This is a genomic window from Dactylosporangium sp. NPDC000521, assembly GCF_042898305.1.
Lineage (GTDB): Bacteria > Actinomycetota > Actinomycetes > Mycobacteriales > Micromonosporaceae > Dactylosporangium.
Window position 1 is genome coordinate 40,344 of record NZ_JBIAYW010000034.1, and the last position, 17,717, is coordinate 58,060.

At 71.1% G+C, this 17,717-nt stretch carries 19 protein-coding genes and 2 pseudogenes; 13 read left to right on the forward strand and 8 right to left on the reverse strand.

All coding sequences use genetic code 11. The annotated features are described in order from the left end of the window. Positions 1 to 43: 43 nt before the first annotated feature. Positions 44 to 1,249 carry an acyl-CoA dehydrogenase family protein gene (locus ACFY3L_RS50475; protein ID WP_389341702.1) on the forward strand — a complete coding sequence of 402 codons (1,206 nt, stop codon included), beginning with the start codon at positions 44 to 46 and terminating at the stop codon, positions 1,247 to 1,249. Here the strand turns inward: ACFY3L_RS50475 and ACFY3L_RS50480 are convergent. The 6 genes and pseudogenes from ACFY3L_RS50480 to trxA form a co-directional block, all read right to left on the reverse strand. Then, complete coding sequence (locus tag ACFY3L_RS50480; RefSeq protein WP_389341705.1) at positions 1,227 to 1,640, reverse strand: CoA-binding protein; 414 nt, start codon at positions 1,638 to 1,640, stop codon at positions 1,227 to 1,229. The genes ACFY3L_RS50475 and ACFY3L_RS50480 overlap by 23 nt on opposite strands. Before the next feature lie 177 nt (positions 1,641 to 1,817). After that, positions 1,818 to 2,552: a hypothetical protein gene (locus ACFY3L_RS50485; RefSeq protein ID WP_389341708.1), complete on the reverse strand. Its 735-nt coding sequence runs from the start codon at positions 2,550 to 2,552 to the stop codon at positions 1,818 to 1,820. Positions 2,553 to 2,561: 9 nt separating this feature from the next. Beyond that, positions 2,562 to 3,104, reverse strand: a complete 543-nt coding sequence (locus tag ACFY3L_RS50490) for a potassium channel family protein (RefSeq protein WP_389341711.1) — start codon at positions 3,102 to 3,104, stop codon at positions 2,562 to 2,564. 31 nt (positions 3,105 to 3,135) lie between these two features. Beyond that, positions 3,136 to 3,846: a hypothetical protein gene (locus ACFY3L_RS50495; RefSeq protein ID WP_389341714.1), complete on the reverse strand. Its 711-nt coding sequence runs from the start codon at positions 3,844 to 3,846 to the stop codon at positions 3,136 to 3,138. 585 nt (positions 3,847 to 4,431) lie between these two features. Further along, positions 4,432 to 6,360, reverse strand: a pseudogene (locus ACFY3L_RS50500) (intein-containing Rv2578c family radical SAM protein); the annotation flags it as partial. 243 nt (positions 6,361 to 6,603) lie between these two features. Further along, positions 6,604 to 6,957: pseudogene (gene trxA / locus ACFY3L_RS50505) on the reverse strand (thioredoxin); the annotation flags it as partial. Between the two features lie 125 nt (positions 6,958 to 7,082). Between trxA and ACFY3L_RS50510 the strand changes: the two are divergent. After that, positions 7,083 to 7,490 (forward strand): thiol-disulfide oxidoreductase DCC family protein, encoded by a 408-nt coding sequence (locus ACFY3L_RS50510; RefSeq protein WP_389341717.1) that lies wholly within the window; start codon positions 7,083 to 7,085, stop codon positions 7,488 to 7,490. 271 nt (positions 7,491 to 7,761) lie between these two features. Then, positions 7,762 to 8,250, forward strand: coding sequence for a hypothetical protein (locus ACFY3L_RS50515; RefSeq protein ID WP_389341720.1), 489 nt, complete (start codon positions 7,762 to 7,764; stop codon positions 8,248 to 8,250). A 135-nt stretch (positions 8,251 to 8,385) separates the two neighbouring features. Here ACFY3L_RS50515 and ACFY3L_RS50520 read toward each other — a convergent pair whose 3' ends face one another. Then, positions 8,386 to 9,144, reverse strand: a complete 759-nt coding sequence (locus ACFY3L_RS50520) for a DUF695 domain-containing protein (RefSeq protein ID WP_389341723.1) — start codon at positions 9,142 to 9,144, stop codon at positions 8,386 to 8,388. Positions 9,145 to 9,165: 21 nt separating this feature from the next. After that, the gene (locus tag ACFY3L_RS50525) at positions 9,166 to 9,660 is read right to left on the reverse strand and encodes a MaoC family dehydratase (protein WP_344512166.1); all 495 of its coding nucleotides are present in this window, start codon (positions 9,658 to 9,660) and stop codon (positions 9,166 to 9,168) included. A gap of 292 nt (positions 9,661 to 9,952) precedes the next feature. Here ACFY3L_RS50525 and ACFY3L_RS50530 point away from each other — a divergent pair, with 292 nt between their 5' ends. The 10 genes from ACFY3L_RS50530 to ACFY3L_RS50575 all read left to right on the forward strand — a co-directional run bounded on the left by ACFY3L_RS50530 (position 9,953) and on the right by ACFY3L_RS50575 (position 17,676). Next, positions 9,953 to 10,387, forward strand: a complete 435-nt coding sequence (locus tag ACFY3L_RS50530) for a hypothetical protein (RefSeq protein WP_389341725.1) — start codon at positions 9,953 to 9,955, stop codon at positions 10,385 to 10,387. Further along, positions 10,384 to 11,319, forward strand: coding sequence for an MFS transporter permease (locus tag ACFY3L_RS50535; protein ID WP_389341727.1), 936 nt, complete (start codon positions 10,384 to 10,386; stop codon positions 11,317 to 11,319). Before ACFY3L_RS50530 ends, ACFY3L_RS50535 begins: the two co-directional genes overlap by 4 nt. Before the next feature lie 166 nt (positions 11,320 to 11,485). Then, positions 11,486 to 12,103 carry a TrmH family RNA methyltransferase gene (locus ACFY3L_RS50540; RefSeq protein ID WP_389341730.1) on the forward strand — a complete coding sequence of 206 codons (618 nt, stop codon included), beginning with the start codon at positions 11,486 to 11,488 and terminating at the stop codon, positions 12,101 to 12,103. Between the two features lie 19 nt (positions 12,104 to 12,122). Further along, positions 12,123 to 12,803 (forward strand): DUF6758 family protein, encoded by a 681-nt coding sequence (locus ACFY3L_RS50545; protein ID WP_389341733.1) that lies wholly within the window; start codon positions 12,123 to 12,125, stop codon positions 12,801 to 12,803. A 98-nt stretch (positions 12,804 to 12,901) separates the two neighbouring features. Continuing rightward, a complete protein-coding gene (locus ACFY3L_RS50550) occupies positions 12,902 to 13,099 on the forward strand; it encodes a hypothetical protein (protein ID WP_363409904.1) in 198 nt (65 codons plus the stop codon). A gap of 5 nt (positions 13,100 to 13,104) precedes the next feature. Next, entirely contained in the window at positions 13,105 to 13,944 is an 840-nt protein-coding gene (locus ACFY3L_RS50555) for a PH domain-containing protein (RefSeq protein ID WP_389341736.1), read from the forward strand. 81 nt (positions 13,945 to 14,025) lie between these two features. Further along, the gene (locus ACFY3L_RS50560) at positions 14,026 to 14,778 is read left to right on the forward strand and encodes a SigE family RNA polymerase sigma factor (protein WP_389341739.1); all 753 of its coding nucleotides are present in this window, start codon (positions 14,026 to 14,028) and stop codon (positions 14,776 to 14,778) included. 2 nt (positions 14,779 to 14,780) lie between these two features. After that, complete coding sequence (locus ACFY3L_RS50565; protein ID WP_389341742.1) at positions 14,781 to 15,974, forward strand: hypothetical protein; 1,194 nt, start codon at positions 14,781 to 14,783, stop codon at positions 15,972 to 15,974. A 9-nt stretch (positions 15,975 to 15,983) separates the two neighbouring features. Then, positions 15,984 to 16,832: a PHP domain-containing protein gene (locus ACFY3L_RS50570; RefSeq protein ID WP_389341745.1), complete on the forward strand. Its 849-nt coding sequence runs from the start codon at positions 15,984 to 15,986 to the stop codon at positions 16,830 to 16,832. 82 nt (positions 16,833 to 16,914) lie between these two features. Continuing rightward, positions 16,915 to 17,676, forward strand: a complete 762-nt coding sequence (locus ACFY3L_RS50575; RefSeq protein WP_389341748.1) for a TetR/AcrR family transcriptional regulator — start codon at positions 16,915 to 16,917, stop codon at positions 17,674 to 17,676. Positions 17,677 to 17,717 lie beyond the last annotated feature (41 nt).

Sequence of the window (17,717 nt, forward strand, 5' to 3'; positions counted from 1 at the left end):
CCTGCCGGTAACAAGCAGGACGCTGACCAATGGAGGTCCGTCAATGGCCCGCCTCGCCCAGACGCCCGGTCTGACCGATGTGCAGCAGTCGATTCTGGAGACGGTGCGGGAGTTCGTCGACAAGGAGATCATCCCGCACGCGCAGCACCTGGAGCACGGCGACGTCTACCCGGCGGACATCGTCGACGGCATGCGCGAGATGGGCCTGTTCGGCCTCACCATCCCCGAGGAGCACGGCGGTCTCGGCGAGTCGCTGCTGACCTACGCCCTGGTCGTGGAGCAGCTGTCGCGGGGCTGGATGTCGGTGTCGGGCATCGTCAACACGCACTTCATCGTCGCCTACCTGGTGGCGCAGCACGGCTCGGCGGAGCAGAAGGCGAGTCTCCTGCCGCGGATGGCCGCCGGCGAGGTCCGCGGCGCGTTCTCGATGTCGGAGCCGGGCTGCGGGTCCGACGTCGCCGCCATCCGCACCAAGGCGGTCCCGGACGGCGACGGCTACGTCATCAACGGCCAGAAGATGTGGCTGACCAACGGCGCCTACTCCTCCGTCGTCGCCACCCTGGTCAAGACGGACCTGGGCGTCGACTCGGTGTACGGGAACATGACCACGTTCCTGCTGGAGAAGGCGCCCGGCTTCGGCGAGAACGAGGCGCTGCCCGGCCTCACCATCCCCGGCAAGATCGAGAAGATGGGGTACAAGGGCGTCGAGACGACGGAGATGGTCCTCGACAACGTCCGGGTGCCCGGCAGCGCGGTCCTCGGCGGAGCGTCCCAGGCGGGCCGCGGTTTCTACCAGATGATGGACGGCATCGAGGTCGGCCGCGTCAACGTCGCCGCCCGGGCGTGCGGTCTCTCGATCCGCGCGTTCGAGCTGGCCATCGCGTACGCGCAGCAGCGCCAGACGTTCGGCGCGCAGCTGGTCAAGCATCAGGCGATCGCGTTCAAGCTCGCCGAGATGGCCACGAAGATCGAGGCGGCGCACGCGCTGATGGTCAACGCCGCCCGGCTCAAGGACGCCGGCCAGCGCAACGACGTCGAGGCCGGCATGGCGAAGCTCCTGGCCAGCGAGTACTGCGCCGAGGTCGTGCAGGAGTCCTTCCGCATCCACGGCGGCTACGGCTACTCCAAGGAGTACGAGATCGAGCGCCTCATGCGCGAGGCGCCGTTCCTGCTCATCGGCGAGGGCACCAGCGAGATCCAGAAGACGATCATCAGCCGGGGGCTGCTCAAGGAGTACGGGGCCCGCTGATCGCGTGCACGGCCCGCACCACGGCGATGCACGTGTCCTCGACGTAGTCGACGCCGGCGGCCTCGGCCAGGGCGCGCCCCTCGGGCGAGACGATGTCCTGCTGCAGCCAGACCGCCGGCGCGCCGAGCGCGATCGCGTCCTTCACGACCTGCGTCGCGTCGGCGGACGGCCGGAAGACGTTCACGAAGTCGACCGGCTCCGGGATGTCGGCGAGGCTGCGGTACGCGCGCACCCCGAAGATCTGGTCGGCGAAGGGGTTCACGGGGATGATCCGCCAGCCGCGCCGCTGGATCGACAGCGGCACAGCGTGGGCGGTCTTCCGCGGGTCCCGCGACGCCCCGACGACGGCGATCGTGGCCGACTCCCGCAGGATCTGCTCAGCGCTGCGCATGCTCCGACCGTAGCGCGCGGCACCTCACCCCGCCGGGATGGGCGCCGGCCTGCTGGCCGCTCCCGCCAACGGCTTACAGCGCCGGTCCGCCACCGTCCCGCACCGGTCCGCCGCCGTCCCGCCGATGCTTACAGCGCCGGGATGGGCGTTGACGCGCCGGCCGGACCCGCCGGCGGTTCACAACGCGCGGATGGGCGTCGGCCCGCCGGTCAGCCCCGCCGACAGCCGCGCGCCGAGCAGCAGCGCGTGCACCCGCACCGCCTCACCCGGATCGCCGACGACCGCCCGGCGCTCCGGATGCGCCACGTAGTAGCCGATCAGATCCATCAGGAACAGCAGACTGCCGTCCACGTCCTCCGGCCGCACCGTCACGGGCCGCGACCGCCCCGCGACGAGCAGGTCGACCCTGGGATGCGACCGGTCGCCGTTGAGCTCGACCCGTTCGATGCTGCTCCAGGTGTACGAGCGGCCGCCCACCCGCACGCCGTCTCCCGTGAGCCGCACCGCGGGCGTGCCGCGCACCAGCCGCAGGAGCCCCCGTGCACCGGACGCGTACATCGCCGCGGCGCAGCCGATCGAGACCACGACGACGACCGGTGCGGCGCCCGCCAGCAGCGCCCAGACGAGCCCCACCGACCCGACCGCGAACATCCGTCCGACCCGCGCGCACGCCTCGCGGAACGGCCGGTGGAGCTCCCACCCCGGCCGCGCCGGCGCCTCGTCCCGCCGGCGCAGCTCGTTGACGGCGAAGTTGGTGCCGTGCACGACCACGTTGGCCAGCACGAACGGCACCAGCACCGGGCTGCCCGCCGGTCCTCCGAGCGCCAGCAGCAGCGCACCCGCGAGCAGCGTCACGCCGGGCGGGACCGCGACCCACAGCCAGTTCGACGGATTGCGACGTGGCGCGCTCATGGCCATACGCTATCCACTCCCATCCCCGCGCTGCGTCCCCCGATCGGCCTCGCCGCCGGGCCCCGCGCCGGTGCTGCCGACCCTGCGGCGGACCGCGCCGCCGAGGACGGTGACGGCGGCGCCGACGTAGACGAGGTTGAACACGATCTGCACGATGACCGCGATCCGGGCCGCCTGACCCACCGGGTGCACGTCGCCGTAGCCGACCGTCGCGAGCGTCGACAGCGTGAAGTACAGCGCGTCGGTCCTCGTGGCCAGCCCGGTGAACTGCCCCTGGTGGTTGGCGAGCAGCACGTACACGAGCGAGAACGCCAACACGGTGACGACCAGCAGATTGATCAGCGTCTCCAGGTGCGCGGAGCCTCGCTCGGCGGCGCGAACCTGCCGGAGCAACTGCCGCCGGAACATCGCGGCCAGCACCGCGAGCAGCAGCACGGCCCCGCCGGCCTGCGCCCACTCGCCCGCGGTGCGCATCAGGCGCAGCGGGACCAGGTAGTACAGGAACCCGGCGGCCGCGAGAGTGCACACGCCGCGCCGGACCGGTCTCCGCACAGCTCCACCGTGCCCCACGGCGGCGGTGCGGTCAGGTGACCTGCCGGGTGAGCGCGCCCCGGAGCCGCTCCAGCTCCTCGGGCGTGCCGATCGCCGCGCGAAGCTCGGGCTGCCGGGCGTAGAGGTCGATGACCCTGGTCAGGAAGTACAGCGACACCTCGAGCGGCACGTCCTCGCCGGGGCGGAACTCCCGCACCCGCCGCCCCCGCACCAGCTCGGGGCTGTCGATCGCCCACGCGCCGGACTCCGACCTGGCGCCCAGGGCGTCCCACGGCACGAACGAGCGCCCGCCGTCGATCGCCAGCCCCTCCGGGGTCAGCACGAGCGGGCCGCTGCGCAGCATCCTGACCGACAACACCAGCAGGAACAGCGTGGTCAGGACGATGATCCCGTAGGACATGGCGCGCAGCACCGACAGGTGCCCGACCCGGAACCCGTTGAACGCCATGAGCACCAGCGCGGCGCCCAGCACCCCGTAGAACACGCACTGCCGCCGGAAGTTCGGCTGCACCCCGAACGCCGCCTGCTCCCGCCACACCACGATCGCGAGCGTCGACGGCCCCCGCGTCGTGTGCGCCAGGAGAATCAGCCCGAACGCGATCCCGATCGTCGCGATGATCAGCAACGCCAGGAGCACCGGCACGTACGCGGCCGGGTCGTCTCTGGTCACCACCGGCACCAGCACGCCGACCACCAGGGTCGGCGCGAGGAGCACCAGGAAGTCACCGGCACGAGCACGCATACAACCGAGCTTATGCACGCAAGCTGACCGTTTCCTGACCGCCGATCACAGCAGCGACAACTGCTCGCCCACCTCCACCCGCCGCTCCTGCGCACCCGGCGCGGGAAGGACAGCGGGGGTGACCGGCAGCCCTGGCTCACCCTCCGCTCCCAGCCGGCCTGCGCCCCTGATCGCGGCCGTCCCCGCGGAGGCGTGGGTGGAAGTACGGGTGGAGCTGGGAGTGGACGATGACGACGGGCCCGGGCCGCCGCTGCTCGTGGACTGTGCCACGGCGCTCGTCCCCGGCGTTCCGGTGGCGCTTGGACCGGTGGGCAGCGGTAGGGGCTCGGTGCCGGCCGCCGGCCCGCCGGTGGGCCTGTTCGCCGTGCCACCGTTGCGCCTGCCCGCCGACGCCTCGGTGGCTTGGGTGACGGGCAGCGGTAGGGGCTCGGTGGTTGTCGCCGGGTCGCCGGTGGATCTGTTCGTTGCGGCTTCGGTGGTGGGAGGCGTCGAGGTGCCGTTGGTGGCCGCCGGCCGGCCGGTGCGCCTGGCCACGGGGGTTTCGGTGGTGGCTGGGGGGAAGGGCAGCGGCAGGGTGTCGGCGGGCGGTGGGGGCGGGGCGACGGAAGGTTGGCGGGTCGTGCCGGTGCCGCCGGTGGGCAGGCCGTGGCGGCGGCAGGCGAGGCGGACGCGGGCGGCGATCTCGCGCTGGTAGGCCTGGCCGGCGTAGGCGCCGTCGCCGTAGAGCTGGCGGTAGCGAGGGGCGAGGTGGGGGTGCTCGCGGGTGAGCCAGGCCTGGTACCACTCGCGGGCGCCCGGGCGCAGGTGCAGGGCCAGCGGGACGACGCTGGCGGCACCCGCGGCCGCGAGGGCGGCGACGGTGGTGTCGATCGACTCGGGGGTGTCGGTGAGGCCGGGCAGGATCGGGGCCATGAGGACGCCGACGGCGAAGCCCGCGTCGGCGAGGCGGCGCACCACGTCGAGGCGGCGGCGGGGGCTGGGGGTGCCGGGCTCGACGGAGCGCCACAGCGGCTCGTCGACGAAGCCGATCGACATCGAGACGCTGACGGTCGTCACCTGTGCGGCCTGGGTCAGCAGGTCGAGGTCGCGGGCGATGAGCGTGCCCTTGGTGAGGATGGAGAACGGGTTGGCGTGGTCGCGGAGCGCGGCGAGGATGTCGCGCATCAGCTTGTAACGCCCCTCGGCGCGCTGGTAGCAGTCGACGTTGGTGCCCATCGCCAGGTGCCTGGGGGACCAGGAGGGGGCGGAGAGCTCGCGGCGCAGCACCTCGCCGGCATTGACCTTGACCACGATCTGCGAGTCGAAGTCATGGCCGGCGTCGAGGTCGAGATAGGTGTGGGTGTTGCGGGCGAAGCAGTTGTGGCTGACCACGCCGCCCGCGATGAAGTCGCCCGTCCCGGTCGTGATGTCGAACATGGGCACGTCGACGCCGAGCGGCTCGATCGCGGTCACCCGCAGGCCCTCGTCGCCGCGGACGAGCTCGCCGGCGACGGTGCCGGTCGGGGTGGCCGGGGCGAACGTCAGCCCGAAGCGCAGCCGCTCCCGCACCCCGCCGAGGACCCTGGTCAGCGTGCCGTCGGTGACGGTGGCGAAGCCGAGGACCGTCAGGCACTCGACGAGCCAGTCGACGACCACCTTGTCGACCAGGTCGAAGGCGGGCAGCTCGCCGGACATGTCGCCGGCGGCGTCGAACAGCCCGGCGACGAACCCCTGCCGCCACGCACGGGTGGGGACCTCGGGCCAGTCGATGACGGCGCTCGCGTCGCGGACGCTGGCGCCGGCATACTCCCGGTCGTCGGCGGCCATCGCGTGCAGCCCGCCGCAGGCGGTGGCATAGGCCCTGGCCCGGCGCAGCGCGGCGGGCGCGACCGGGCCGGCGTGCCCGTCGCCGTGGACGAACCCGCACAGATAGCCCCGCCGATAGCCCGGCGTCACCCGGGGACGCTCGGGGAGGGCGCCGAAGCCGGTGAGCCGGTTGGCGGTGGTCAGGTGCGGCCGGCGGGCGCGGCCGTGCCGGGCGCCGGTGACGTGCTTCCAGCCGCGGTCGGACAGGAACCGGTGGTCGCCGGACGCGACGAGGGTGGTGCCGTCGTGGAGGGTGACGCGGTGCGCGGGCTTGACGGTCGACCAGTGCGCGAGAACCTTCGTCGTCACATAGCGTCGCAGCCGGCCGTCACGGACGGTGCCGATGATGTCGTCGCCGGGGCGCAGATCGGCGAGGGGCCGGGTGGTGCCGTCGGCCATGAGGATCGCGGTGTCGCCGGCGAGGCAGTAGACACACGCGTGCGAGCAGCCACGGTACGGGTTGATCGTCCACTCGAACGGCACGCGTGACTGGCCCGGCACCCGGTTGATCAGGGACTTTGCCTGCACCTCGTAGAACGTGACACCGCGGAACTCCGGGGTGTCGAAGGTGCGGGCGACGGCCCCGGGCAGTGCGAGCGGAAGCGCTCGCACTGGCCCGGCGTCACCGGTGCCGGGACCGCCAGTCGCCTTCAGGTTGTCCCATCGCACACGCCAATTCGAACACGTGTACGAACGAATCGCAAGCTACGCCTCGACGGTTTCGCCCACAGCGTTCTCGCGCTCCGTGACGCCCGCCGGCTTCGCCTCGGGCTCCTTCGCGGTCTCCGCCTCGGCGGCCTCGGTCTTGCTCGTGTCGGCCTTCGCCGCCTCGGTCTTGCTGGCCTCGGCCTTGCCGGCCTCGGGCTCGGCCTTGGCGGGCGCGGACTTGGAGGGCGAGTCGTGCTTGGCGGCGTGCTCGGCGATCTGCGCCCGCACCTCGTCCATGTCCAGGTCGCGGACCTGCTGGATGAGCGACTCGAGCTGCTGCTCCCGCATCATGCCCGGCTGGGAGAACACCGCGACGCCGTCACGCACGATCATCAGCGTGGGGATGGAGCGGATCTGGAACTCCATCGCGAGCTCCTGCTGCGCCTCCGTGTCCACCTTGCCGAAGGTCAGGTCCGGGTTGTTCTCGGAGACCTTCTCGAAGGTGGGGGCGAAGGCACGACACGGCCCGCACCACTCGGCCCAGAAGTCGACGAGGGTGATGCCCTCGCCACCGACCTTCTCAGCGAAGTTCTCGGCGGTCAGTTCTACGGTTGCCATGTCTGTTCCGATCCTTTCGGGCGGTCGGGTACGCACCGTCATAACCACGTACCCCTTACTCGCATTCCCAACCGGTGTCAGGGCTCACGGTGGCGGGGCCCGGCACGTGATCCATCATGGAGGGCATGGATCGGCCGACGTTCGTGTTCGACGGTGACTGCGCCTTCTGCTCATCATGCGCCCGGTTCATCGAGCGGCGCATCAAGCCGGCGGCGCATGTCGTGGCGTGGCAGTTCGCCGACCTCGACGCGCTCGGCGTCACCGAGGACGAGGCGGGCGCCGCCGTGCAGTGGGTGACCGCCGGCCGTGCGCCAACCGCGGGCCCGGTCGCGATCGCCGACATGCTGCGCTCGGTGCCCGGACCGGCCGGGCGGTTCCTGTGGCGCCCGCTGGGTGCCGTTCTGGGGCTGCGGCCCGTCTCCGCGCTCGCCTGGCCGGTGTACCGGTGGGTCGCCCGCAACCGGCACCGCATGCCCGGCGGGACCGCCGCCTGCGCGCTGCCGCCGAACCACCCCGCCCGCGCCGGCCACTGACCCGGAGCAGCAGCCCGCGGCGCCACTCCGCCCCGCCGGCCGCTGCGCAACAGCGACAGGCTGCCCGCACGAGCAACAGGCTGCCCGCAGAACAACGGGCTGCCGCAAACACCACAACAGGCTGCCGCGAACAACAGGCCGCGGCGCCGACCCGCTACGACGGGTCGGCCAGACGAACCTGGACGGCGAAAGCAAAGCGGTAAGGGGCAAACCCGGAGATTTGCGGCTGAGCCGGGCTTTTCGGCATACGCTCGCGAGTGGGAGGTACGCCATGTCGAGCCAGCCCACACCGAGCCAACCCAGCGCCGGGGTCGATCTGCCGCTGCACAGGCACGAGTGGGACCGGCTCGTCCGGCTGCCCCGACACGTCCTCGTCGTCGCCAGCGCCGGGGACGACAACGTCGACGCCGTCGCCGGGGTCGAGGCCATCGCGGCCGGCCAGCGCTCCCGGGCGCTGCTCGTCCGGGGCGTCGTCGCGGCGATCTTCGCCGAGCACGAGCAGGTCACCGGCACCGAGCCGCTGGACCGCGAGGGTGTCCTCGCGGAGTGTGGCGCGGCGGTGCGGATGCTGGCCGGTCGGCTGGGCGCGGACGTCGCGCTCGCCTACGGCGAGTGGCTGATGGACGTCGCGGCCAGCGTCGGGCGCACCGCGTGGCGGCCCGGCGTGATCAAGCTCGGCGGGGTGGAGATCCTGCTCGCCGAGCGGGAGTTCGTCAACGAGATCGGCAGGGAATTGGCGCTGGCTCTACACCGCCAGTAGCGCGAGCGCCGGCGGACGCCGGTCGGGTGGGCTGGGCAAACCTTCTCATCCGGCTGGCCTCCAAACACAACCGCCGGATGAGCGGCAGTCGTACGGATGCCGCGAACGCCGACAGGATCGCGAACGCCGGCAGGATCAGGCCTGCACCATGCAGCCCCACCCGTCATAGACACCGTCCTGGCGCTCGACCACGCCGCGCACCGCCCAGGTGACCTCGTGCAGCGCCGGCGGCTCGACCGCGTCCCGCCGGATCGCCTGCAGCACGAAATCGGCCTCGTCGCCGCGCTCGACGGTCACCGCGAACCCGAGGTCGCGCAGCTCCTGTGCGGCCGCCTCGGCGCGGTCGGTGTCGGGGAAGTACGCGAGGAACTCGACCGGTCGCGGCTGGCTGAGCCGGTCGCCGTGGCCCTCCAGCTCCTGGACGACCTGGTTGTCCTCCATGATGTTGCGCTGCCAGCCGTTGGGGGTGAGCTCCTCGCGGACCCTGCTCCAGCCGGGGTCCGGTTCGAGCGTGCCGGTGGGGGACAGCGCGGGGATGTCCGGCAGTGCGGGCGCGGCCGCGCCTTCGGGCAGGTAGCCGGTGATGCGCCCGGTGTTGGCGGTCACCACCCGGCCGACCATCGCCCCGCGGGCGCCGCGCAGCGCCTGCCGCACGGCCTCGTCGAGCGCGTGGATGGCGCCCAGCTCGGACTCGGCGGGCATGCCGCTGGCGCCGTCACCGGCATAGGTGAACTCGACGTCGAAGCGCTGCGGCAGCCGGGCCACCGGAGCCGCCTCGACGGCGCCGAGGTCGATGTTGTACATCGCCAGCCCGGCCCCGATCTCGCCGGGATACACGGCCCAGCGCTCGACCCATGCCGGCTCGCGCCCCAGCAGCCTGCGCAGCAACCCCACTGCCGTCCTCCTAAACGAGCGTCATTCGCGCGGCTCCGGGAAGCTCGGCATCTCCGGCCCCGCGTGGGACTTCTTCGGCACCATGACCTTGCGCCGGAAGACGCAGATCAGCGTGCCGTCCTGCTTGTAGCCCTTGGTCTGCACGGTGACCACGCCGCGGTCGTCCTTGGACTCCGACTCGCGCTTGTCGAGCACCGTGGTCTCGCCGTAGATGGTGTCCCCGTGGAAGGTCGGCGCGGTGTGCCGCAGGGACTCGACCTCGAGGTTGGCGATCGCCTTGCCGGACACGTCGGGCACCGACATGCCGAGCAGGATCGAATAGACGTAGTTGCCGACGACCACGTTGCGCTGGAAATGCGTCGACGTCTCGGCGTAGTGGACGTCGAGATGCAGCGGATGATGGTTCATCGTCAGCAGGCAGAACAGGTGGTCGTCGGACTCGGTGACCGTTTTGCCGGGCCAGTGCCGGTAGACGGCGCCGACCTCGAACTCCTCGAAATACCGGCCGAACTGCATCAGCGACTCCCTCGTCGTTGTGGGGTCTGCAAGCATGCCGGGTACGGACGGGAAATTCAGCCGAGTGTGACAAAGACGCAGTGAGCGGCGGGGCCCTCCCTGGCGCCCGCCGCCCACGCTGTGTGACCAGTATCTTGGTCGCGAATACCACGCTCCGTATAGAGACGCAGATCACAGTTATGGAAATGAGACGAAAATTGAGCGCAAGGACTACGGAGTGTGTCGATACTCTCACTACAGAGCGTAGTGGGCGTCGGGTGTACGAGACGGCGGACGGTAAAGTCTGGCGCCGATGGAACGGTTGAGCACGCGGGGGCGCGTGGCGCGGGTGGCGGTCACGCTGGTGGTCGTCGTGCTGACCTTCGCCGGCACGCTCGTCGGCAACGACTTCTGGTTCCCGTTCGCGCCGTTCCAGATGTTCGCGATCGCCGACAAGCCCAACGAGCCGGTCCTGGTGCTGCGCACCGACGGGATCGACACCACGGGCAAGCGGATCGTGCTCGACGAGCGCAACGCGGGGGTGCGCCGGGCCGAGATCGAGGCGCAGATCGAGCGGTTCAAGGCGGACCCCAGCCTGCTGCGCTCGGTCCAGGAGGCCTATGCCGCCCGGAATCCGGGCCGGCCGCCGCTGGTGGAGGTCGACATCGTCGAGGTGCAGCACCATCTGCGCAACGCGCAGCCGACCGGCGTGATCACCGAGGTCGTGCTCGCCAGGTGGAAATCATGACCAAGCTGCGCGACTGGCTCTTCGAGCCGGTGCCGAAGGGGCGCATCGCCGCCTTCCGCACCCTGATCTACGTCTTCGTCGCGCTCGACGTGGTCTTCTTCAGCGCCTGGATCAAGAGCCACGGCGACCTGCCCGGCAACCTGTACCAGCCGCTCGTCGTCGGCCGGCTGCTGCCGCTGCCCACGCCCACCCCGCTGGTGGTCGGCGCGATCTACTGGGCGCTGATCCCGCTGAGCCTCGCCGCCGCGACCGGCCGCGCGCACCGGCTCCTCGGCTGGAGCGTGTTCGTCCTGTACCTCGAGTACATGATCATCGCGATGAGCTACGGCAAGATCGATCACGACCGGTTCGGCCTGCTGGTCGCGCTCGCCGTGCTGCCGACCGCGGGCCGCGCCAGGCACGGCGACAAGGAGGTCACCGAGGCCGGCGGCTGGGCGCTGCGGCTCACCCAGGTCGGCGTCGTCTGCACGTACTTCCTGTCCTCGATCGCCAAACTGCGCTTCGGTGGGTTCGCCTGGCTGACCGGGGCGACGCTGACCCGGGCGTTCATCCGCCGTGGCACCGCGCTCGCGCACTGGCTGCTCGGCATCCCCGGCTTCACCACGGCCAGCCAGATCGGCATCGTGAGCTTCGAGCTGCTCAGCCCACTGGTGTTCGTGGTGAAGCCGAAGGTGCGCGCCGCGGTCGTCGCCGGCTTCTACGCCTTCCACCTCATGACCTTCTGCCTGATCACGATCTCGTTCGTCCCGCACCAGGTGGCGATGGCGTGCTTCCTGCCCCTGGAGAAGGTCACCCCGGTGGTCTGGACCCGCCGTCTGCTGCGGCGGGCGGAGCCGGCCGGCTCAGCCGAACAGGCTCGCGAAGAAGTCACCGAAGCCGCCGGCGATGTCCATCAGGGCGCCGCCGATGGACTTGACCACCTCGGCCGCTGACTGCGGCCGATACGCGACGAAGAAGATGAGGAAGGCAATGCCTCCCCAGGTGAGGACCTTCTTGACCATTTTCGGCAATCCCCTCCGGGTCTGCGATTGCAAGGAACGTAGCGTATCGGGTGAGCGCCACAGGGTGAATGAGTGTCGGCCCGGGGATTCACGGTAGATGCACAACGACGACGACATCGGCGTAGGGCCTTGGGACGGCGAGTGGCCGGCCGGGGCCCACTACGACCCTGAGCTGCTCGCGGCCGGTGACCGGCGCAATGTCGTGGACCGCTACCGGTACTGGCGGCTCGACGCGATCGTGGCCGACCTCGACCACCGCCGGCACGCGTTTCACGTCGCCATCGAGAACTGGCAGCACGACCTCAACATCGGCACGGTCGTGCGCAACGCCAACGCGTTCCTCGCCGCCGAGGTGCACATCGTCGGCCGCCGCCGGTGGAACAAACGCGGTGCAATGGTCACTGACCGCTATCAACACGTCCGGCATCATCCGACGGTCGAGGAGTTCCTCGACTGGGCGGGCGCGCAGGACCTGCCGGTGATCGGGATCGACAACCTGCCGGGCGCGCTGCCGATCGAGCGGGCCGAGCTGCCCCACCGGTGCGTGCTGTTGTTCGGCCAAGAGGGCCCTGGCCTCTCGGAACCTGCCCGGAAGGCATGTGCCGCCGTGTACTCCATCGCGCAGTACGGCTCCACCCGGTCGATCAATGCCGGCGTCGCCAGCGGGATCGCGATGCACACCTGGATCCGGGCGTACGGCGACAACAGCCCATAAGACCCATTACCGTGGGTACATGGGCGTCGCAGTCAGCTGTCCCCGTTGTGGCGGCCCGGTGCGGTCACCGGACCTCATGCACTCCGAGTGGAGGTGCGATGAGGACGGCGAAGTGCTGCCGCTGCACGTCGCACAGCACATCGGACCGGAGATCGTCGAGGCGGCGAAGGCCAGGCTGATCGCCGCGGCCCAGCGCGCCGGCGAGCGGCGGCCCACGCCGATGTGGTGCCCGTGGCCGCTGCCGACCGGCTGGACCGTGACCGGCGTCGGCTGGGTCGGCGACGAGCGCTCCGGCGTGCGCGCCACCGCCGTCGCGTGCAGCGGCCCCGGCCCGGTCGAGCACGGCCCCGCCGACTGCGTGATCGTCGCGGAGGAGCCCGGCATCGGCCTGGGCACCCGCTTCGCCGGCATTCCCGGGACCGACCCCGGCCCGTTCTTCGACGCCGACATCGCCACCACCACCGCGCACGCCAAGGTCCGCGCCGCCGGCTGGCCGACGCCGTTGTGGATGGCGAAGTCACCCGAGGACCGCTGCGCCTACGTCGGTGAGGCGATGGGCGTGTGGCTGTATGTCGTCACCTGGCCGGCCGCCGCGGGCTACCTTCTGGAGGAGGAGCTCGACCTGCACGACCTCGCCGACGATGTGCCAACCCATCTCGTCTACGGCGCGCCGTCGCCCTATCTTCACGGCAAGGCGTAGAAGTTCACGACTAGGATCGACCCTCAGTCGATGGGGTCGATGTCGGCGCGCCATACATTCACCGTGTGCCGCGCAACTGATACGCTGAGTTCGCCGCGGTGCAGGTGCACGACGCCGTGGGGAGGGGATTGACGGCAATGGTCAAAAAGGTCCTCACCTGGGGAAGCATTGCCTTCCTCATCTTCTTTGTGGCATATCGGCCGCAGTCCGCGGCTGAGGTCTTCAAGTCCATCGGCGGCGGAATCATGGACATCGCCACCGGTTTCGGGGACTTCTTCTCCAGTCTGGTCGCCTGACTGCGATGTCCACCGGGCCTGAGCCTTCCGCTGAAGAACCGGGTGCACGCCGCTGGGAAGATCGTGACACCGAGCCGATCCCGCGGGCCCGTCCGGCCAATCCCGACCCCGCCGGCTATGCCGACCCCGACCCGTACAACGGCGGTGCACAGTCGGCCGGCCTCGGCGGTTATGACCGCGGCGACTATTACGTCGAGGAAGGCCCGCCGACCTTCACCGAGGACGAGTTCTCCGGCCTGCGCGCCGGCGCCGACACCGGCCCGTCCATGCCGCCCGGCAGCCGCATGGCGCCCCTCGACGAGGAGGCCAGCCGGCACGCGGCCCGCTATCTCTTCCCGACCGAGAAGTTCCGCGGCGAGTGGAAGCGGCACTGGATCCAGCTCGCGAAAGAGGGCGGGATCGCCGTGGCCGCCACGATCGCGATGGGCTACATCGCGGGCTGGCTGACCAAGCACAACCAGACGCAGCTGCGCACCGTCGTCCTGGTCATCTGGGCCGTCGTGATCCTCTACTGCGCGTGGCGGGTCGCCGACTGGTGGTACGACCGCTTCATCCTCACCAACAAGCGGGTGATGGTGGTCTCCGGGATCTTCACCCGCAACGTGGCCATGATGCCGCTGCTGCGGGTCACCGACATGAAGTACGTGCAGTCGCTGACCGGACGCATGTTCGGCTACGGGCACTTCGAGCTGGAGTCCGCCGGCCAGGACCAGGCGCTGCGCAACATCCGCAACCTGCCCAACCCGAATGAGCTCTACCTGCGCATCGTCGAGGAGATGTACGAGCCGGAGGCCGTCGAGGCCCGCCTGGGCCGTGCCGCCGGCGTCGAGGACGACGGAACCTAGGAAAACTTTTCCCCCGAGGTGCAACCGTGCCGCACCTCCATCGCGTCTTGCCTGGTGGGCGGAGCGGGGGAGGGAGCGGCGGTGCCGGACGAGGCGGGGTTCCGTGAGGAAGACTTCCGTGATTTCGTCGAGACCAGGTCCAGTGCGCTCCTGCGCACCGCGTACCTGCTCGCCGGGGACTGGGCGACCGCCGAGGACCTGCTGCAGATCGCGCTGACCAAGACCTACCTCGCATGGAAGCGGCTCGGCCACATCGAGGCCGTCGAGCCCTACGCCCGCCGGGTCCTGGTCAACACCTCCACGAGCTGGTGGCGGCGCCGGTGGCACGGCGAACGCCCCACCGAGATCCTGCCGGAGTCCGCCGCCGCTGACCGGGTCGAGGAGAGCCTGGAGCGTGACGCCCTGTGGCGGCACGTCCGGGAGCTGCCCAACCGGCAGCGCGCCGTGCTGGTCCTGCGCTTCTACGAAGACCAGTCGGAGGCCGAGACGGCGCGCCTGCTCGGCGTGTCGGTCGGCACGGTGAAGAGCCAGGCGTCCAGGGCGCTCGCCACGCTGCGGCAGCGGCTCAGCGCGGAGGGCATCGAGCCCGCCGCCAGGCCGGCGAGACCGCCGACGGTGCGGCTGAGGCCGGCGGCACCGGTCACGAAACCCGCGGCGAACACCGCGGCGAACACCGCGATGTCCGCGCTGACGACGAACGTGGCGAGAACCGCACAGGCAGAGCAAGTCGTGCCGAAGGAGCAGCCCGCACCCGAAGACGAGTGCGAAACGCCCGGACGCGAGGCCGTCCTGGTGGAGACCTCCGGGCCGGTGGAAGTGGGACTGGTGACGTGACCATGATCGAAGATGCGCTCCGCGAGGCGTTCAAGGCGAAGGCGGGCACCGCGCCGCCGGCGCCGCTGAACGGTATCGCCGACGTCGCCATCCGCAACGCCGGGCGGATCCGCCGGCGCCGCCGCGCCGCCGCGAGCGGGTTCGCCGCGTTCGTCGTCATGGCGGTCGCCGCCATCGCCACGTTCCACGTCGTCGGCCAGGGCACGCCCTCGGCACCGGTCGCGCAGGGCGACCACGGTCCGCAGAGCTCGCAGCCGCAGGCCACCCTCGCCACGCAGTCCGATCCGCCGGCCGTGGGCAAGGAGGTCGCCGCGATGGACGGGGATGCGCAGCCGTCCACCACGGTCCGGCTCAAGCTGCCCGACAACGGCAAGGTCGACGCCGCGTACAAGGCGAAGGACGGCTACCTGGTCGTCAACACCGAGGCCGACGGTGACAAGCAGCTGGTGCTCCAGGACGACCACGACAAGCAGCCGCAGGTCCTGGTGAAGAAGGCGTCGAACATCGCCGTCGCGAAGGGCGGCGACAAGGTCGCGTGGGCGCAGGAGGGCAAGGTCACCGTCGCCACGCGCACCACCACCGACGACAAGACCAAGAAGCAGCAGCTCACCGACCAGGTGACCGCGGAGGTGCCGGAGACCGCGGTCGCGGTCGGGTTCGTCGGCTCCGATCTGCTCCTCGGCCGCGAGGAGGGCGCCGGCTACGACGTCTGGTACACGGGCCGCGACTACATCCAGTCGTGGGACGACAACGTCGTGCGGATCTTCGGCGTCGACCCCGGGACGAAGAGCGTCTACGCCGAGGTGAAGCCCGCCGACAAGGACGAGCCCATGTGCCTGGCGATGCTGACCCTGGACCAGCCGTTCAAGGTCGCGCAGCGGCGGTGCGGGCTGCCGGTGGCGGCGAAGGCCGGCGGCCGGGTCTCCCCGGACGGGCACTGGCTCGCGTACCCGGTCGATGGCCTCAAGCAGGTCGCGATGCTGGACCTGACGAAGGTCTTCGACACGGCCACGGCGGTGGCGGCGGCAGCGGTGAAGACCTGGAACCTGACCGTCACCACGAAGACGGTGTGGATGAACGCCACGACGTTCGTGGTCGACAGCGGGGGCAAGTTCCGCGCGATCACCCCGACGGCGGCCACCCCCGAGCCGCTCAACGTCGAAAGCGAAGGCGTCGTCCTGATCGAACTGCTCTAACCTTGTTGGGTGCGGATCGATCTTCACTGTCACTCGACCGCCAGTGACGGCACGTCGAGCCCGGCCGAGCTGGTCGCCGAGGCGGTCGCCGCCGGGCTCGACGTCGTCGCGCTGACCGACCACGACACGACCTCCGGGTGGGCCGCCGCGATCGCCGCCCGCCCGTCCGGGCTCACGCTCGTGCCGGGCGCCGAGCTGTCGTGCCGGTGGCACGGCGGGCCGTGGCCGATCTCGCTGCACCTGCTGGCGTACCTGTTCGACCCGGCCGACCCGGCCCTGGCGGGGGAGATGGCCCGCATCCGTGCCTCCCGCGAGACCCGCGCGGAGCGCATGGTGCACCTGATGCGCGCCGACGGCATCGACGTCACGTGGGCCGAGGTCCTCGAGCACGCCGGCGGTGGCACGGTCGGCCGTCCGCACCTCGCGCAGGCGCTGATGCGCCGCGGCCTCGTCGACACGGTGTCGGAGGCGTTCCTTCCGGAGTGGCTCGGTCACCGGTACCGGGTGGGCAAGGAGGACCTCGACGTCTTCGACGCCATCCGGCTGGTGATCGGGGCCGGCGGCGTGCCGGTCTTCGCCCACCCGCGGGCCAGCATCCGCGGCCCGGTCGTCCCCGACGTGGCGATCGAGGAGATGGCCGACGCGGGGCTCTTCGGCCTGGAGGCCGACCACACCGACCACAGCCCGGCCGAGCGCGCGCACATGCGGGCGATCGCCGACCGACTCGGGCTGGTCGTCACCGGCTCCAGCGACTACCACGGCACCAACAAGACCGTCCGCCTCGGCGCCCGCACCACGGCGCCCGAGGTGTTCGAGCGGATCGTGGCGGCCGCGACCGGGTCCGGTGTGATCGCATGACCGGGCAGCGAAGCGGCTCGGCCCGGTCATCATGTGGCAGGTTCGGGTCAGGCCGACGCCGGAGCGCAGCGGAGGTGGCGGCGTGACCACGGAGTACAGCGGCGCCGGCGACCCCAGACGCAGCATCGAGCTGCTGTGGGGCACCGCGACGCCTTCGCGGCGGGGACCGAAGGCGAAGTTCACCGTCGCGGACGTCACCGCGGCCGCGATCGGCCTCGCCGACGCCGAAGGGCTGACCGCCGTGTCGATGCGCCGCGTCGCGGAGCAGCTCGGGGTGACGGCGATGTCGCTGTACACCTATGTCCCCAGCAAGGCGGAGCTGCTCGACGTCATGGTCGACACGGTCAGCGCCGAGGCCGTCCGTCCGGCGTTCACGGCCGCCGGGTGGCGCGAGCGGCTCGTCGAGATCGCGTCGTCGAATTGGCTGCTGTACCGGCGGCACCCGTGGCTGCTGCAGGTGGCCACGAGCCGGCCCGTCCTCGGCCCGAACGTCATCGCGAAGTACGACTTCGAGCTGCGGGCCTTCGAGTCCTGCACCGTGCCGGACGTCGACGCGGACCTGCTCCTCGGTCTGGTGCTCAACTACGTCGCGGGTGCCGTGCGCGCGGCGGTACAGGCGGACCAGGCCGAACAGGGCACCGGGATGAGCGAGGAGCAGTGGTGGGAGGCCTACGCGCCGCTGCTCGGCGAGGTGCTCGACCCGGCGCGCTTCCCGACGGCGGCACGGGTGGGGCAGGCGGCGGGCGAGGAGTACGGCGCGGGAGACCCGGTGCGCGCGTACTCCTTCGGGCTGGAACGGGTGCTGGACGGGATCGAGACGCACCTGGGCCGCCTTCGTCCTTGAAGGCGGCCCAGGTTGTTCGTGGTGCTGCGTTTCGTGGCGCT

What these genes read in the sequence shown, in the direction of transcription:
- ACFY3L_RS50475 (WP_389341702.1), top strand. Translation starts at nt 44, where the DNA reads ATGGCCCGCCTCGCCCAGACGCCCGGTCTGACCGATGTGCAGCAGTCG.
- ACFY3L_RS50480 (WP_389341705.1), bottom strand. Translation starts at nt 1,640, where the DNA reads ATGCGCAGCGCTGAGCAGATCCTGCGGGAGTCGGCCACGATCGCCGTC.
- ACFY3L_RS50485 (WP_389341708.1), bottom strand. Translation starts at nt 2,552, where the DNA reads ATGAGCGCGCCACGTCGCAATCCGTCGAACTGGCTGTGGGTCGCGGTC.
- ACFY3L_RS50495 (WP_389341714.1), bottom strand. Translation starts at nt 3,846, where the DNA reads ATGCGTGCTCGTGCCGGTGACTTCCTGGTGCTCCTCGCGCCGACCCTG.
- ACFY3L_RS50510 (WP_389341717.1), top strand. Translation starts at nt 7,083, where the DNA reads ATGGATCGGCCGACGTTCGTGTTCGACGGTGACTGCGCCTTCTGCTCA.
- ACFY3L_RS50515 (WP_389341720.1), top strand. Translation starts at nt 7,762, where the DNA reads ATGTCGAGCCAGCCCACACCGAGCCAACCCAGCGCCGGGGTCGATCTG.
- ACFY3L_RS50525 (WP_344512166.1), bottom strand. Translation starts at nt 9,660, where the DNA reads ATGCAGTTCGGCCGGTATTTCGAGGAGTTCGAGGTCGGCGCCGTCTAC.
- ACFY3L_RS50530 (WP_389341725.1), top strand. Translation starts at nt 9,953, where the DNA reads ATGGAACGGTTGAGCACGCGGGGGCGCGTGGCGCGGGTGGCGGTCACG.
- ACFY3L_RS50535 (WP_389341727.1), top strand. Translation starts at nt 10,384, where the DNA reads ATGACCAAGCTGCGCGACTGGCTCTTCGAGCCGGTGCCGAAGGGGCGC.
- ACFY3L_RS50540 (WP_389341730.1), top strand. Translation starts at nt 11,486, where the DNA reads ATGCACAACGACGACGACATCGGCGTAGGGCCTTGGGACGGCGAGTGG.
- ACFY3L_RS50545 (WP_389341733.1), top strand. Translation starts at nt 12,123, where the DNA reads ATGGGCGTCGCAGTCAGCTGTCCCCGTTGTGGCGGCCCGGTGCGGTCA.
- ACFY3L_RS50555 (WP_389341736.1), top strand. Translation starts at nt 13,105, where the DNA reads ATGTCCACCGGGCCTGAGCCTTCCGCTGAAGAACCGGGTGCACGCCGC.
- ACFY3L_RS50565 (WP_389341742.1), top strand. Translation starts at nt 14,781, where the DNA reads ATGATCGAAGATGCGCTCCGCGAGGCGTTCAAGGCGAAGGCGGGCACC.